7 protein-coding genes and 2 pseudogenes are annotated in these 16,535 nt (G+C 34.8%); 6 read left to right on the top strand and 3 right to left on the bottom strand.

What is annotated here, in order from left to right:
• The first annotated feature begins 1 nt into the window (after position 1).
• Genes rplJ through ACE38P_RS03525 form a run of 3 tightly spaced genes read left to right on the top strand, consistent with a single transcriptional unit; the run spans position 2 to position 9,526 of the window.
• Positions 2 to 520 carry a 50S ribosomal protein L10 gene (gene rplJ, locus ACE38P_RS03535; protein ID WP_007301987.1) on the top strand — a complete coding sequence of 173 codons (519 nt, stop codon included), beginning with the start codon at positions 2 to 4 and terminating at the stop codon, positions 518 to 520.
• A gap of 26 nt (positions 521 to 546) precedes the next feature.
• A complete protein-coding gene (gene rplL, locus ACE38P_RS03530) occupies positions 547 to 948 on the top strand; it encodes a 50S ribosomal protein L7/L12 (RefSeq protein WP_007301986.1) in 402 nt (133 codons plus the stop codon).
• Between the two features lie 58 nt (positions 949 to 1,006).
• The gene (locus ACE38P_RS03525) at positions 1,007 to 9,526 is read left to right on the top strand and encodes a DNA-directed RNA polymerase subunit beta/beta' (RefSeq protein WP_374699502.1); all 8,520 of its coding nucleotides are present in this window, start codon (positions 1,007 to 1,009) and stop codon (positions 9,524 to 9,526) included.
• Between the two features lie 34 nt (positions 9,527 to 9,560).
• On the opposite strand, the pseudogene ACE38P_RS03520 reads toward ACE38P_RS03525, so the two are convergent.
• Positions 9,561 to 9,764: pseudogene (locus tag ACE38P_RS03520) on the bottom strand (tRNA-dihydrouridine synthase); the annotation flags it as partial.
• 63 nt (positions 9,765 to 9,827) lie between these two features.
• On the opposite strand from ACE38P_RS03520, the gene tnpC reads away from it, so the two are divergent.
• A complete protein-coding gene (gene tnpC, locus ACE38P_RS03515) occupies positions 9,828 to 11,210 on the top strand; it encodes an IS66 family transposase (RefSeq protein WP_374699327.1) in 1,383 nt (460 codons plus the stop codon).
• Between the two features lie 18 nt (positions 11,211 to 11,228).
• On the opposite strand, the pseudogene dusB reads toward tnpC, so the two are convergent.
• Together dusB and ACE38P_RS03505 are read right to left on the bottom strand one after the other, a co-directional pair.
• A pseudogene (dusB, locus tag ACE38P_RS03510) lies at positions 11,229 to 12,002 on the bottom strand (tRNA dihydrouridine synthase DusB); the annotation flags it as partial.
• Between the two features lie 12 nt (positions 12,003 to 12,014).
• Positions 12,015 to 13,502 (bottom strand): hypothetical protein, encoded by a 1,488-nt coding sequence (locus ACE38P_RS03505; protein ID WP_374699501.1) that lies wholly within the window; start codon positions 13,500 to 13,502, stop codon positions 12,015 to 12,017.
• 127 nt (positions 13,503 to 13,629) lie between these two features.
• Here ACE38P_RS03505 and serS point away from each other — a divergent pair, with 127 nt between their 5' ends.
• On the top strand, positions 13,630 to 14,910 hold the full coding sequence (serS, locus tag ACE38P_RS03500; RefSeq protein WP_064085932.1) for a serine--tRNA ligase: 1,281 nt from the start codon (positions 13,630 to 13,632) through the stop codon (positions 14,908 to 14,910).
• 31 nt (positions 14,911 to 14,941) lie between these two features.
• Entirely contained in the window at positions 14,942 to 16,213 is a 1,272-nt protein-coding gene (purD, locus tag ACE38P_RS03495) for a phosphoribosylamine--glycine ligase (protein WP_064085927.1), read from the top strand.
• The last annotated feature ends 322 nt before the right edge of the window (positions 16,214 to 16,535 follow it).

The following is a 16,535-nucleotide window of genomic DNA, read 5'->3' as shown; positions in this document are numbered from 1 at the left end:
TGTGAAGCGTAAAGATAAGGATGAATTTATACAAAACATAATGAATGTGTTTGTAAATAATGATTTCTTAATATTGGTAAATTTCAAGTCTATGAATGTTAGCAATTCATTAATTCTTAGGAATAGTCTAAAATCTGTAATGGGTGGGATGTTAGTAGTTAAAAATACTCTAGCTTGCTTGGCTTTGGAAAGGACTGGTAAATTTTCTTATTTATCAGGTAAATTTTCTGGTTCTGTTGCTATTATATATTCTAGTGCTATAGTAGAAGCTGCAAAGTTAATAGTTGATTTTATTAATGCTAACAAAGAAAAAATGTCTGTGATTTGTGCGGCTCATATAAATGAATTGTTAACAGTGGAAGATGTTAACAAATTGGCTAAGCTTCCCTCTCTGGATGAATTGCGTGTTAAAATTATGCGTTTAATATCTTATGATATTCCTGCTCGGTTAGCATTGTCTATTAATTCATCTTCTATGAGGCTTATGAGAGTTTTGGATTACTATAGTTCTAAAAAATAAATTTGTTGTTAAATAAGGTGGTCAGTATGAATAATGTAACAAGTGATTTGGTTGATAAAATATTATCTTTAAATCTATTAGAAGCTTCTGAACTTGTAAAAGTTCTAGAAGAAAAAATAGGGTTGCCTAGTGGTTCTTTTCTTGGTGGAGCTGTTGGTGCTGGGGTGCCTATTAGTGATAATGCTAATGCTCCTGTTGCTCAAGAAAAAGCTGAATATAAAGTTGTAATCAAAGAGATTGATGCAAGCAAAAAAATAGGAGTGATTAAAGCTATTAGAGAAGTTAATTCTACATTGAATTTAAAAGAAGCGAAAGAATTAGTTGAGTCTTTACCCAAAGATTTGACTGCTAATGTTTCTAAAGACGAAGCAGAAAAAATAAAGCAAAAACTTATTGAAGCAGGAGCAACTAAAGTTGAGCTTGAATAAAATGTTAGTATATTAATTTTATGTTGATATAGCTCTTTTAATTAGTGAAGGTATTTTAATGGTTGATTCTTCTTATATGTGTGCTTCTAGTGCTTTTGTTCCTAGAGTTTCTTATTCCAGGTCGATTGATTTAAAAGATTCTTTGTTGGATTTGGTTAAAGTCCAAAAGGGGTCATATAATTCCTTTACTCCTAATAATGAGAGTAATGAAAGACTTGAAGCTATCTTTCATACAATTTTTCCAATATCTGATCCTTTGCATAGGGCTACTATCGAATTTTTGAATTGTAGGGTAGATGATCTTAAGTATAGTGAGTCTGAATGTATAAAACGTGGTATAACTTTTTCTGCTCAGGTTATTGCTTCTATACGTCTTGTTATTATGCAGGATGGTGTTTCTCTTGAAAAATATCAAGAGATTAAAGAAGATGATGATCATTCTAAGCTTGCAACTGTTATAAAATCTGCTGAAGAGCAGGAGGTTCGCTTTTGTGAACTGCCTATGATGACTGATAAAGGTACTTTCATCATCAATGGCGTAGAGAAAGTTATCGTTTCACAAATGCATAGATCTCCTGGAGTGTTTTTTGATAGTGATAAGGGAAAAACTTACAATTCTGGCAAATTGATCTATTCTGCTAGAGTGATTCCTTATAGGGGTTCTTGGCTTGATATTGAGTTTGATGTTAAAGATCATTTGTATTTTCGTATTGATAGAAAGAGAAAGTTGCCAATATCAGTTTTATTAAAGGCTTTGGGCTTATCAAATAATGACATACTTAATAAATTTTATGAAAAAATAGAGTATATAAAACATAAAAGTGGCTGGAGAGTACCTTTTTCCCCTGATAAATTCAAGGGAGTGAGGCTTCCTTTTGATTTAAAGAATGTTGAAGGCAATGTGTTACTTAAAGCTAATGTTCGTATTACTTCAAAATTAGCTAAAAATCTATATGATAACGGATTGAAAGAGTATCTAATTCCTTATGATTCTATATGTGGTTTATTTCTTGCAGAAGATTTAATAGATAGTGCTAGTTCTACAAAAGTCTTATCTGCTGGTGAATCTATAAAATTAGAGGATATAAAAAAGCTTGAATTATTATCTATAGATAAAATATCAGTGTTGAACATAGATAATGTTTCTGTTGGACCTTACATATTAAACACACTTTTCTTAGATGAAAACATGTCTTATGAGAACGCTCTATATGAAATATATAAGGTTTTGCGTCCTGGTGAAGTTCCTGTTTTAAAGATAGTAGAGGAGTTTTTTCGTAATCTTTTCTTCAGTTCGGAATATTATGATTTGTCTAACATTGGTAGATTAAAACTTAATTCTTGCCTTGGGTTAAATTATGAGGAAAATTTAACTACTTTAACACATGAAGACATTATTGAAATTATAAGAAAAATAGTATTGTTACGTGATGGTCAAGGATCTGTAGATGATATTGATCATTTAGCAAATAGAAGAGTCCGTTCAGTTGGAGAGTTTATAGAAAATCAATTTAGAACTGGATTATTAAAATTGGGACGGGCAGTAGTTGATTCTATGTCTACTTCTAGTTTAGATAAAGTCTCTCCATCTGATTTTATAAATCCAAAAGTGTTAACCAATGTCTTAAGAGATTTTTTCAACTCTTCCCAATTATCTCAATTTATGGATCAGACTAATCCATTATCTGAAATAACACATAAAAGAAGGTTGTCAGCGTTAGGTCCTGGTGGTTTAACAAGAGAGAGGGCGGGATTTGAAGTGCGTGATGTTCATCCAACTCATTACGGAAGAATTTGCCCTATTGAAACTCCTGAGGGGCAGAATATAGGCTTAATTAATAGCTTAGCTATATACGCTCGTATTAATAAATATGGGTTCATTGAAAGTCCTTATAGGAAAGTAGTTAATAAGGTTGTTACTGATCAAATTGAGTATCTGTCTGCTATAGATGAAGGTTTATATTATATAGCCGATACCAGCGCAAAGCTTGATGAGAACAACTGCTTTGTTGATGATATGTTATACTGTAGGTATGCTGGTACCTTTGTAATGGTAAATAGTAATCAAGTAAGTTACATTGATTTATCTCCTAAGCAGGTAATATCGGTTGCTGCTTCTTTAATTCCATTTTTAGAAAATGATGATGCTAATAGAGCGTTAATGGGTTCAAATATGCAGCGTCAAGCTGTACCTTTATTGAAGCCTACTGCTCCTTTGGTTGCTACTGGCATGGAGTCTTTCGTAGCTTCTGGCTCTGGTGCTGTAGTTTTAGCAAAACGTGGTGGCATAGTTGACAGCTCAGATAGTAACTCTATAGTTATACGTGCTTTTGACAAAGGAGGAATTAACTACTTGGATGTAGATATTTATCATCTAAGAAAATTTCAGCGTTCTAACCATAATACTTGTATTAACCAGAAACCACTGGTGCATGTAGGTGATTGTGTTAAGGAAGGTGATGTGATAGCTGATGGTCCTGCTATTAATAACGGTGAATTGGCACTTGGCCAAAACTTGCTAGTCGCTTTTATGTCTTGGCAAGGTTATAATTTTGAAGACTCAATCATTATTTCTAGTGAAGTTGTTAAAAAAGATCTATTTACTTCTATTCATATAGAAGAATTTGAATGTGTTGTACATGACACTCCTTTAGGGTCGGAAAAAATAACTCGTGCCATACCCGGTGTTAATGAAGAAAATCTTTATCACTTGGATGATAGTGGTATAGTAAAGGTTGGTACAAGAGTTGGTCCAGGTTATATTTTGGTGGGAAAAGTTACACCTAAGCATTCTCTTTCATTGCCTCCTGAGACAAAATTGTTAATGACAATTTTTGGTGAAAAGTCATTTGATTGTGTGGATTCCTCTTTATATACATCTCCAGATATTGAAGGGATAGTGATTGATGTGCAGGTCTTTACACGCAGAGGGGAAGAAGAAAACGAAAGGGCGTTTCTTATTAAGCAAAAAGAGGTAAATGATTTTGAGAAAGAACGAGACCATATAATCAATGTTATTAATCAATATTTCTATGATGAATTAAGAAAAATTCTTATTAATTCTGGCTCGCAAGATCGAGAAAGTATTAATTTTATTGAACGTGAGGGATGGTGGGATATAGGATTGAAAAACCAATCTATTTCTAAGCAAGTTGAGAGCTTAAAAAAAGATTTTGATGAAAAAGTATCACATGCGATAGCAAACTTTAAGCGAAAAGTAGAAAAATTGCATGAAGGATATGATCTGCCTCAAGGTGTGTCGATGTCAGTAAAAGTTTTTATTGCTGTAAAACATAGTTTGCAGCCAGGGGATAAAATGGCTGGTAGACATGGAAATAAAGGTGTGATTTCTCGAGTTGTTCCAGTAGAAGATATGCCTTATTTAGAAGATGGTACTCCTATTGATATTATTCTTAACCCTCTTGGCGTTCCTTCGCGAATGAATGTAGGTCAAATATTGGAAACGCATGTAGGTTGGGCTTGTAAAAAATTAGGAGAAAAAGTAGGCAATATTCTTGATGAGATCAATAAAATCAAACGTGCTTTTTGTGAGGCAATTAGATCTCTCAGTGATGATGATTTTGAAAAATTTGCAGCATTATATCTTGATAATAAAAAATTTGAGGATATTAATGATGATGAAATAACGGCTTCTATTTTAGATACGCCTAATAAGGATGAATTAAATAATGAATTGACTACATTAGTAGAGAATTATTTCAACTCTTGTAAAGATGCACACAGTAGTTTACGTCACTTCCTGATTGAGGTTTATAGTTGTGGCAGTAATTTATCTATTTGTAATAACATTCGCGATATTAATGATAATCACCTCATTGAATTTGCGTATAAGTTGCGTGATGGCATTCCTGTTACTGCACCTGTATTTGAAGGTCCAAAAGATGAACAAATAGTAAAGCTATTTGAACTTGCTGGATTGGATAACTCTGGGCAAGTTGTATTATATGATGGTTGCTCGGGTGAGAAGTTTGATCGCAAAGTTACAGTTGGTTACATGTACATGCTTAAGTTGCATCACTTAGTAGATGGTAAAATTCATGCGCGTTCAGTAGGACCTTATAGTTTGGTTACTCAACAACCTCTTGGAGGAAAGTCTCATTTTGGTGGTCAGCGTTTTGGTGAAATGGAATGTTGGGCACTGCAAGCCTACGGTGCTGCTTACACTTTGCAGGAAATGTTAACTGTGAAGTCTGATGACATTAATGGCAGGGTTAAGATTTATGAATCGGTAATAAAAGGTGACAGTAACTTTGAATGTGGAATTCCTGAATCCTTTAATGTCATGATAAAAGAGTTGCGTTCCTTGTGTTTTAATGTGGATTTGAAGCAAAATGACATAGTAATTGAAGATATATCTTACACTAATATCGCACAATCTTTTAATGAGGTTAGCATTTCCATTGCTAGCCCTGAAAGTATTAAACGTATGTCTTATGGAGAGATAACAGATGTTTCAACTGCAAACTACCGTACATTCAAAGTTGAGAAAGGTGGATTATTTTGTCCTAAAATTTTTGGTCCTGTCAATGATGATGAATGTTTATGTGGAAAGTACAAAAAAAGAAGACATAGGGGCCGTATATGCGAAAAATGTGGAGTAGAAGTTACATCTTCTAAAGTAAGAAGAGAAAGAATGGGTCATATAGAGCTTGCATCTCCTGTTGCTCATATATGGTTTTTGAAGTCACTTCCTTCAAGAATTGGAGCATTATTAGATATGTCTCTTAGAGATATCGAAAGTATTTTATATAGTGATAATTATGTTGTAATAGATCCTCTTGTTTCCTCTTTTGAAAAAGGTGAAATTATTAGTGAGAAAGCTTATAATGAAGCTAAAGATAGCTATGGGGTCGATAGCTTTATAGCTATGCAAGGTGTTGAAGCTATAAGAGAATTGCTAATACGCCTTGATTTACATGAAATTAGGAAGAATTTAAGACAGGAGTTAGAGTCTGTTGCTTCTGAAATGAGAAGAAAGAAAATTATAAAGAGATTACGTATTGTTGAAAATTTTATCAAGTCTGGAAACAGACCTGAGTGGATGATACTTACAGCTATACCTATTTTACCACCTGACTTGCGTCCCTTGGTATCGCTTGAAAGTGGTCGACCTGCAGTTTCTGATTTAAATCATCATTATAGAACTATTATTAATAGAAATAATAGATTGAGAAAATTGTTAAGTTTGAATCCTCCTGAGATTATGATTCGTAATGAGAAAAGAATGTTACAAGAGGCAGTTGATTCTCTTTTTGATAATAGTCGTCGTAATGCTCTGGTAAATAAAGCTGGCGCTACTGGATATAAAAAGTCTATTAGCGATATGCTGAAAGGAAAGCAAGGTCGTTTCCGTCAGAATCTTTTAGGAAAAAGGGTAGATTATTCTGGACGTTCTGTAATAGTTGTTGGTCCAACTTTAAAACTAAATCAGTGTGGATTACCGAAAAGAATGGCTCTTGAGTTATTCAAGCCTTTTGTTTACTCAAGGCTTAAAATATATGGAATGGCTCCAACTATTAAATTTGCTAGTAAGTTAATAAGAGCAGAAAAGCCAGAAGTCTGGGATATGCTTGAAGAAGTAATAAAAGAGCATCCTGTTTTGCTAAATAGAGCGCCTACGCTACATAGGCTTGGTATTCAGGCTTTTGAGCCAGTCCTTATTGAAGGTAAAGCAATACAGCTTCATCCACTTGTTTGTACAGCATTTAACGCTGACTTTGATGGTGATCAAATGGCGGTACATGTGCCAATTTCATTGGAAGCTCAACTTGAAGCTAGAGTGTTGATGATGTCAATTAATAACGTTTTAAGTCCTTCTAATGGAAGACCGATTATAGTTCCTAGTAAAGATATAGTGCTTGGTATATACTACCTAACTTTACAGCAACTTAAGGAGGATGATTTACCACTTTTCTGTTCTTTTTGTGAAGTTGAGCATTCCTTAAACAACGGTACTCTACATATTCATTCTCATATAAAGTACAAAATGGAATACATCAATAGCGATGGAAACATTCAGTATAAAACTATTTGTACAACTCCTGGACGTTTAATATTATGGCAGATTTTTCCTAAACATGAGAATCTAAGCTTCGATTTAATAAATCAGGTATTAACAGTTAAGGAAATAACTAGTATTGTTGATTTAGTATATCGTAGCTGCGGTCAAAGTGCTACAGTGGTATTTTCTGATAAATTGATGACACTTGGCTTTGAGTATGCTACATTTTCTGGTACTTCTTTTAGTCGTTGCGATATGGTCATACCTGAAACTAAAGCTACACACGTTGATTATACAAGGGGTGAAATTAAGAAATTTTCTGCACAGTATCAAGACGGACTAATCACTAAAAGTGAGAGGTATAATAAAGTTATAGATGAGTGGTCTAAGTGCACAGATATAATAGCGAATGATATGTTAAAAGCGATATCTGTGTATGATGAAAATAGTAAGTACAATTCAATATATATGATGGTTAGCTCAGGTGCAAGAGGTTCTACTTCCCAGATGAAGCAGTTAGCAGGAATGCGAGGGTTAATGACCAAACCTTCTGGTGAAATTATAGAAACACCTATAATTTCTAATTTTCGCGAAGGATTAAATGTATTTGAATACTTTAATTCTACTCACGGTGCGCGTAAAGGTTTAGCTGATACTGCACTTAAAACTGCAAACTCTGGATACTTAACTCGTCGCTTGGTTGATGTATCTCAAAATTGCATAGTTACAAAACATGACTGTAAAACGAAAAATGGCCTTATTGTAAGAGCTATAGTTGAAGGTAGTACTATAGTTGCATCTCTAGAGAGTGTTGTACTGGGTAGAACAGCTGCAAATGATATATATAACCCAGTAACCAAAGAGTTATTATTAAAAGCAGGGGAATTAATTGATGAAGGTAAAGTAAAGCAAATCAACATTGCAGGTCTTGATGCTATAAAAATTAGATCGCCTTTAACTTGTGAAATAAGTCCTGGTGTGTGTTCTTTGTGTTATGGAAGAGACCTTGCAACTGGTAAAATTGTTTCAATAGGTGAAGCAGTTGGTGTTATCGCTGCTCAATCTGTTGGAGAGCCAGGTACTCAGTTAACGATGCGTACTTTCCATATAGGTGGGGTAATGACTAGAGGTATTGAATCCTCAAATATTATAGCTTCTATTAATGCTAGAATAAAACTAAACAATAGTAATATAATTATAGATAAAAACGGAAATAAAATTGTGATAAGCCGTTCCTGTGAAGTCGTTTTAATTGATAGCCTTGGTAGTGAAAAATTGAAGCACAGTGTGCCTTATGGTGCTAAACTTTATGTAAATGAGGGTGAGTTAGTAAAAATTGGTGATAAAGTTGCGGAATGGGATCCGTATACACTACCTATTATTACGGAAAAGAGTGGTACAATATCTTACCAGGATTTAAAAGATGGAATTTCAATCACTGAAGTGATGGATGAATCTACAGGAATATCAAATAGAGTAGTAAAAGATTGGAAATTGCACTCTGGTGTAGCTAATTTACGTCCTCGTATTGCACTGCTTGATGATAATGAAAAAGTAATAACACTTTCAAGTGGTGTGGAAGCATGTTACTTTATACCAGTTGGTGCAGTGCTTAATGTACAGGATGGCCAAAAGGTTCATGCAGGTGATGTTATCACAAGAACGCCGAGAGAGTCAGTTAGAACTCGTGATATTACTGGTGGCTTGCCTAAGGTTATAGAATTATTTGAAGCACGTCGTCCTAAAGAGCATGCTATCGTTAGTGAAATAGATGGCTATGTAACGTTCTCTGAAAAAGACCGTAGAGGAAAACGCAGTGTAGTAATTAAACCTGTAGATGAGCAAGCTTCTCAAGTTGAGTATTTAGTATCAAGAAGTAAGCATGTAATAGTCAATGAAGGTGATTTTGTGCGTAAAGGTGATTTATTGATGGATGGCGATCCTGATCTTCATGATATTCTACGTGTGCTTGGGTTAGAAGCGTTAGCACACTATATGATTTCTGAAATACAGCAAGTTTATAGATTGCAAGGTGTGCGCATAGATAACAAGCATTTAGAAGTGATCTTAAAGCAAATGCTACAAAAAGTAGAAATTACCGATCCTGGTGATACTATGTACTTAATTGGAGAAAATATCGACAGGCTGGAAATTGATAGAGAAAATGATGCTATGAATAACTCTGGAAAACGACCTGCTCATTATCTTCCTATTCTGCAGGGAATTACTAGAGCAAGCCTTGAAACTAATTCCTTTATTTCTGCTGCCTCTTTCCAAGAAACAACAAAAGTACTTACGGAAGCAGCATTTTGCGGAAAGAGTGATCCTTTGAGTGGGTTAAAAGAAAATGTTATAGTAGGAAGGTTAATTCCTGCTGGTACGGGTCTGATTATGAATAAGGTGAAAGCACTTTCGCTTTGTGAAAATATAGATAAATATGAAAAATATTTTGATATTGAGACTTATGACGAAAAATTGCTGAGTGATAATAGTTATCAATTACATTCTGATGAAGAAGAGAGTGTGGTGGCATCGCACTATGATCAGTCAAATTGAATATATCTAATGAGGTAGTATGTTTAATCTGTTTTTAACTAAAAAAATCAATTATATTTTCTTTCACCTCTGTGCTGTCTATTATGTTATTTACTCTTACACGAAATTCAGATGAGTTTTGAAGCCCGCTACTGTACCATCCTATATGTTTGCGGGCCATCTTTATTCCTGTATCGCTTCCATAGTACTCAAGAATACTGTCATAATGCTTGAGTATTATGCGTGTCCGTTCAGCAGAGCGGCAAAATAAGGTAGACAAAGCAAGATAATAAAGATAATCATAGGGTAAATATGAGGTAATATGGTAAACCTTTTAGAACTCTGCAAAAATTTACAGCAAAAAATAGAAAAGTTAGAAGCAAAAATAGAAAGATTGGAAAGAGAGAATGAAAGTTTAAAAGCAGAGCATGAGGCTTTAAAGATAGAGAACGCTGAATTAAAGGAAAGGCTAGGTTTAAATTCAAAAAACTCATCAATTCCCAATTCAAAAGAATTATACAAAATGAAAAAGGAAAAGCCAAAAAGCGAAAGAAAGATTGGTGGTCAAGTTGGGCATAAGGGTAATTATCGTGCTAAAATGGAAGCAGATGAGGTGATAAAGATAGAGTTGTCACCTACTTGCGAATGCGGAGGGAAGATTGCAATATGCGAAAAACCTTATATTCATCAGAAAGTAGATCTTCCGGAGATTAAGGCTTATGTAATGGAATATCAGTTGGAACATGGCCGTTGTCAGAGATGCGGAAAAAGAAGAAGTAGCAAGTTACCAGAGGGTGTTACGCCAGATACATTTGGCCCAAGGGTTAAGTCAGTAGTTGCAGCACTCAGTGGGTTTTATAAAAATTCAAAGCGCGAAGTAGCTAGCATCATAAATGATATCTTCAATTTGAACATAAGCGTCGGTAGCATATCAAATAGTGAACATAGAGTTGCTTCAAAATGCAAAAAAATGTATGAGCAGATCGAACAAGAGATAAGTAGGAGTAAAGTTCTACATATTGATGAAACGAGCCATTATAACAAAGGTAAACTCGCTTGGTGTTGGATGTTTGCAAGCAATACGGCAAGTTTTGTGAAGTTGACAGAGTCAAGGGGAATGAAAGTTTTAAAAAATAGTGTATGCTGCAATCGTAATAGCTTGGTAGTAACCGACAGATATGCAGCATACAACTACTTTGCTAATGAAAGAAGGCAAATCTGTTGGGCACACTTAGCAAGGGATTTTGAAAGATTAGCGCATAGTTGGAAATTTGAAGTTAAAGTTCTGGGCTGTTACTTGAGAAATGTAGCCACTGAGTTATTTGCACTGAAAAAAGCTTTACTAAAAAATGAGATAGATGTTTCAAGATTTATTAGACGTGCCAAGAAATTGCGAAAACGTACAAGGTATTATTTGAAGGAAATATCTCGCTTACCTGAAGCAATTGGAGCGTCTCGAGTTGCAAAGAATATTTTGAAATCTGAAAGAATGATGTGGAAATTTTTAGATGACCCAGAAAATACTCCGCTGACAAATAATCACGCTGAACGGCAAATACGGCATTATGTCGTTTATCGCAAAAATTCATATTTTACACAATCAGAACGAGGAAACTCATTCCTTGAGCAAATAATTTCGTTATACTTAACATGGAAACAGAGGAGGCTAAACCCTTTTCACAATCTTCTATCTATCGTTTCTTAAACCACTCTGCTGAACGGATACTATTATGCTTAATCTCTCTGAGGCTGTTGGCTCAGAAACTTTATTTCCACTCAAAAAGTTTATTGCTTGATTAATCAGCCAAGGTTTGCCGTAAGCACCACGACCTATCATTACTCCATCTGCCCCAGATTCTTTAAGTGCACTTTGAACATCATTCAAACTCTTAATATCTCCATTTACTATAACTGGAATTTTTACCTGCTCTTTAACATTTCTAACGAATTTCCAATCTGCTTGACCATTATAAAGCTGTGCCCTTGTCCTTCCATGTACAGTAATCATCTTTGCTCCCAAATCTTCTGCAATTTTTGCCAAGCGCGGAGCATTACGATTTTCGTCATTCCATCCAGTACGCATTTTTACTGTAACTGGCACACTCACTGCCTTGACTACAGCTTCTATTATCTCAGCAGCCTTTTTTTCATCACGCATAAGTGCTGACCCTGCGTAACCGTTTACAACTTTTTTAACTGGACAACCAAAATTTATATCTATGATTTTTGCACCCATGCCCTCATTTAACTTTGCAGCTTCCGCCATAACATCAGGCTCACAACCAGCAAGTTGTACAGCGGTTAGTTCATCGACTTTTGCTTTTTGCATGCTCTGGCGAGTTTGCATGATCATAGCTCTGCTTGCAATCATTTCTGAGACTAGCAAACTTGCACCAAGTTTCTTTACAATACTCCTAAATGGATAGTCAGTCACTCCAGACATTGGCGCTAAAATAACTGGAGAATCAATCGTCAAACTTCCTATTTGTAGGGACATAGATTTTATAGATTAATTACTTAAGCCCAAACGTCTTGCACACGTTGTAGTAACATTTTGAATAATCGAACTTATGGTAGATTGTGCCTCCTCTTTCTTACTATCTTCAGAAATGAGCTGCTGTATAGTATCATGTAAAATTCCACCTTCAGCAATGGATTCTTTCCACTCTTCATCCTCCATAAGTGCTTTTGCGAACTCTCTTCTCTTCTCGTGCAATTGTCCTGGACTAGGCTTGTACTTTGATAACTCTCTGTCAATTTCATCAAATGATTTATCCTCGTTGAGCATTTCCGTAATCCTATGAGCATTTTCTAAAGAAAATACTCCACAATTACAGCCATCTTTTTGCTGATCAACCGCAGAACTCTTTATGCTATCATTTCCTATCTCTAAGGTTTCCTGCAATATGCCCACTATATAACTAGTATCAATTGGCTTACTAACTAACTTATTTCTATATTCTCTTGCATGACCTAATGTTTTTTCAACATCATCTTTTTTCTCTTTAAGGCTAGCATTATCTGGATTATTTTCTCTTTTCCGTATTAAACTTCCCACCTCATTATTTAAGGGTACTAGACACTTCTCAGCAATCTCATTAGCAAGACTTATATCGTCTTTTACCTTTCCTTCAACCTCATTTGGTAATTTATTACCAAATGAGTCACAATAATAAGCTCTAAATTGTCTGTTACCATTACATGTGACTATCAGTGTTACCCAGTGATTTCCTCCTAAATTAATAATCGAGGCAAAGATTTTTTTTGTGTTCCCTTGTTCTATTTTATACTCTTTCAGTTTTGAGTTTAAAGTACTCACATCACCAGGAATACAAAAAACTACATTGCCACTTGAATTTTCTGAATAGTTATATACAGCTCTTGCAATATGAGAAATATCATGTTCTTGTAGCCAGTAATAGTAATTTTCTCTATTTGTCTGATGCATAAGAGTTTGTAAATTTTCATGAAACTCTTTGCCACCCAAACCACTATCTCCTGAAGCATTAGAATTTCTACGACTATTGTTACTTGAGGCAGGTTCACTTCCTGGTACAATACCACTATCTGTAGATGGAGAATAGGAATTTCTACGTACCCTCTGATCCGAATCATTTGTTTGTCTTGATATAGTATCTAGTCCACTATCCAGTGATTTACTTCTTGTGAATTTTTGCTCTTTTGGACTCTTTTCTTCCTTTACAGTTCCTTTTTCATCAACATAACCTTTTACCAAGTAAAATAAAGGTTCAATAACCATCTTGTATGTCGCTGCAAGCACTATTCCCATTAAGATCCAAGCTATAGGGTTGGAGATGAGCATAGCAAGTGGTAAGGTTAAGAGGAAAGATCCCATTATTAATCCCAAACAGCCAATGGTAAATGTAGTCGCCAAATATATACAAAAAGCGTAGACAGCAAATCTTCCACTAGCCTTAAGTTTAGTGAAGTGAGTACTCTCTTTAGATTTATTGTATCTTTCTATGATGGCTAACATATTATATTTCACGTTTATCAATTCTAGCAAATTATGAAGGTAAAATCAATATTAGCATTTATATGTAAAAATATTGAGCATTCAAAGCTTTTGAAGTAGAGTAATGATGTTAGTAATAGCACAACATATGCATGATATAGAACATATACGCAAAAACCCTAAAGGATTTGAAAAAGCAATAAAAAGCAGAGGGGTGAAAGAATTTACTACAGAAGAAATATTAGAGATTGACCATAAAAAAAGATCACTGACTACTAAATTGCAAGCTTTAAATAAGCAACGAAACGAGGTCACGGAAGAAATAAAGAGGCTTAAAATGAACAAAAGCCCATGTGAAGAACAAGTAAAGTTATCAAAAAGCATCACAAGTGAGATAGAGACAATCAGCCTCAAGGAGCAAACAGAAAAAAATAAGTTAGTGGATATTTTATCTAACTTACCAAATATTTCTGCACAAAATGTACCAATAGGTGAAGATGAGAGCTCCAACGTAGAAATCAGAAAATATGGAGAAAAAAGGCAATTTAGTTTTATGCCAAAATTTCATTATGAACTCGGAGAAAGGTTAGGCTTGATGGATTTTGAACAAGCAGCAAAAATTTCTGGATCAAGGTTTACAATACTAAAAGGACAGTTAGCTAAGCTTGGACGAGCATTAATAAATTTTATGCTGGAAACACATGTTAATGAATTTGGTTATACTGAAGTGCATCATCCAGTTTTAGTAAAGGATAGGGCGATGTATAATGTTGGTCAACTACCAAAATTTTTTGATGATTCATATTTAACTACCGATAAATTAAGATTAATTCCCACAAGTGAAGTAGTTTTAACAAATTTAGTTGCTGACAAAATAATAGAAGAAAAAGAACTGCCTATTCGTTTTACTGCATATTCAGAATGTTTTCGTAAAGAAGCTGGTAGCGCAGGACGAGATACAAGAGGTATGATAAGGCAACACCAATTTGGTAAAGTGGAGTTGGTAAGCATCACAACTGAAGACCAGTCAAATGATGAGCTTGAACGCATGACAAATGCTGCTGAGGAAATATTAAAAAAATTAGAACTACCGTATAGAATAATGCTGCTTTGTAGTGGTGATATGGGCTTTGCTGCACAAAAGACTTATGATATAGAGGTATGGTTACCTGAGCAAAATAAGTACAGAGAAATATCAAGCTGCTCAAATTGCGGTACGTTCCAGGCAAGAAGAATGAACACTAAATACTTCTTAGAAACTGACAGAAAAACAAAAAAATACGTTCACACTTTAAACGGCTCAGCTTTAGCCATAGGAAGAACAATTGTTGCCATAATGGAGAACTATCAAAATTCCGATGGGTCAGTTACAATACCAAACGTGTTGCAAAGATACATGAGTAATGATACTGTTATAAGCAAACAATAATTTTGACATATAGAAAAGCGAGGAAATAAAGATGAAGGTTCTGGTTATAGGTTCTGGTGGGCGTGAGCATGCTTTACTTTGGGCTTTAAAGAAGTCTCCTACCTTGACTAAGTTATATGTTACTCCTGGTCGCCCGGCCATGGAAAATTTTGGAGTTCTTGTGAATATAAATATTCAAGATTCAGTGGATGTTATACAATTTTGCAAGAAAGAAAATATAGAGCTAGTAATTATTGGTCCAGAGCAACCGATAATTAATGGACTTGCTGATGATTTAGCTGCAGAGGGAATAAATGTTTTTGCTCCAAGTCAAGCAGCTGCAAAACTTGAGGCATCAAAGTCTTTTACGAAGGAACTATGTAAACAGTATGGTATACCAACTGCAAAGTATGAGCGTTTTATTGATGAAAGGTTAGCTAAAAATTTTGTCCGTAGTAATAAAATAAAATTTCCGCTTGTAATTAAAGCAAATGGAATTGCAGCAGGGAAAGGCGTCATAATATGCCACACAGAAAATGAAGCTTTTTCAGCAATAGATTCAATGCTAGTGGAGAAAAATCTTGGTGAGTCAGGTGAAGAAATAATCATAGAAGAGTTTTTAATTGGAGAGGAAGTAAGTTTTTTTGCTCTTATTGATGGGTTGAAGGTAGTAACCCTTGGGTGTGCAAAAGATTACAAGAGAGTTGGTGAAAATAACGAGGGACAAAATACTGGAGGCATGGGGTCATACTCATCACCTTCGATTATAAGTAAGGAGATGGAGCAAAAAATTATCCAAAAAATAATATATCCTACAATTCAAGCACTGACTAACATGGGAACATCCTATAAAGGCGTACTCTTTGCTGGTTTAATGATTTGCAAAGATAGTCCAAAGCTTCTTGAGTATAATGTTAGGTTTGGGGATCCGGAAATACAATCTATTTTACCTAGACTTGATCCAAATTGTGATTTGTTAAAGTTGATGTTGTCAGTTGCAGAAGGCAAGTTAAATACAAAAATGGTGGAGTTTAATCACAAAACTACAGTTTGTGTAGTTGTTGCAAGTAAAGGCTATCCTGGTGATTATCAAAAAGGAGAGGTAATTAAAGGATTGGATAAAATTGAAAACATTCCTGGTGTGCTAGTTTTTCATGCTGGTACTAAGTTGGATGAAAGTGGTAATTGGATTTCCGATGGCGGAAGGGTGCTAAATATAGTAGGAGAAGGAAATACTGTGGAAGAAGCTAAAAGTAAAGTGTACTCAGCGTTAAATTTTCTAGAATGGTCAGGTGGGTTCTTCAGGTATGATATTGGTAGTTAATTTAGCTCATGCAGAAACAAAAAAAGTCACTTTGTAAGCAGTAAACTAAAGAAAAACATGATATCTGTTCAGATTCATGTGAAACCAGTGCTTCTTTTCTTGTCATGAAAGTAGCTGACACTGGGATCCAGGTTGATGAAAGCACACTAGCATAGAAAGTGGTTACAACGTTTTCGATGAGATTATATGGAAAACTGGATTCCAGTGTCAAGCACTGGAATGACACCGTCTATTATGCAAATTACCTGCTAATGTGTCCGTTCAGCAGAGCGGCAAAATAAGGTAGACAAAGCAAGATAATAAAGATAATCATAGGGTAAAT

Source organism: Wolbachia endosymbiont (group A) of Limnophora tigrina (genome assembly GCF_964263225.1).
In the GTDB taxonomy this organism is placed as follows: Bacteria; Pseudomonadota; Alphaproteobacteria; order Rickettsiales; family Anaplasmataceae; genus Wolbachia.
Note: the sequence above shows the minus strand (reverse complement) of the source record. Positions and strands in the feature narration are given on the sequence as shown.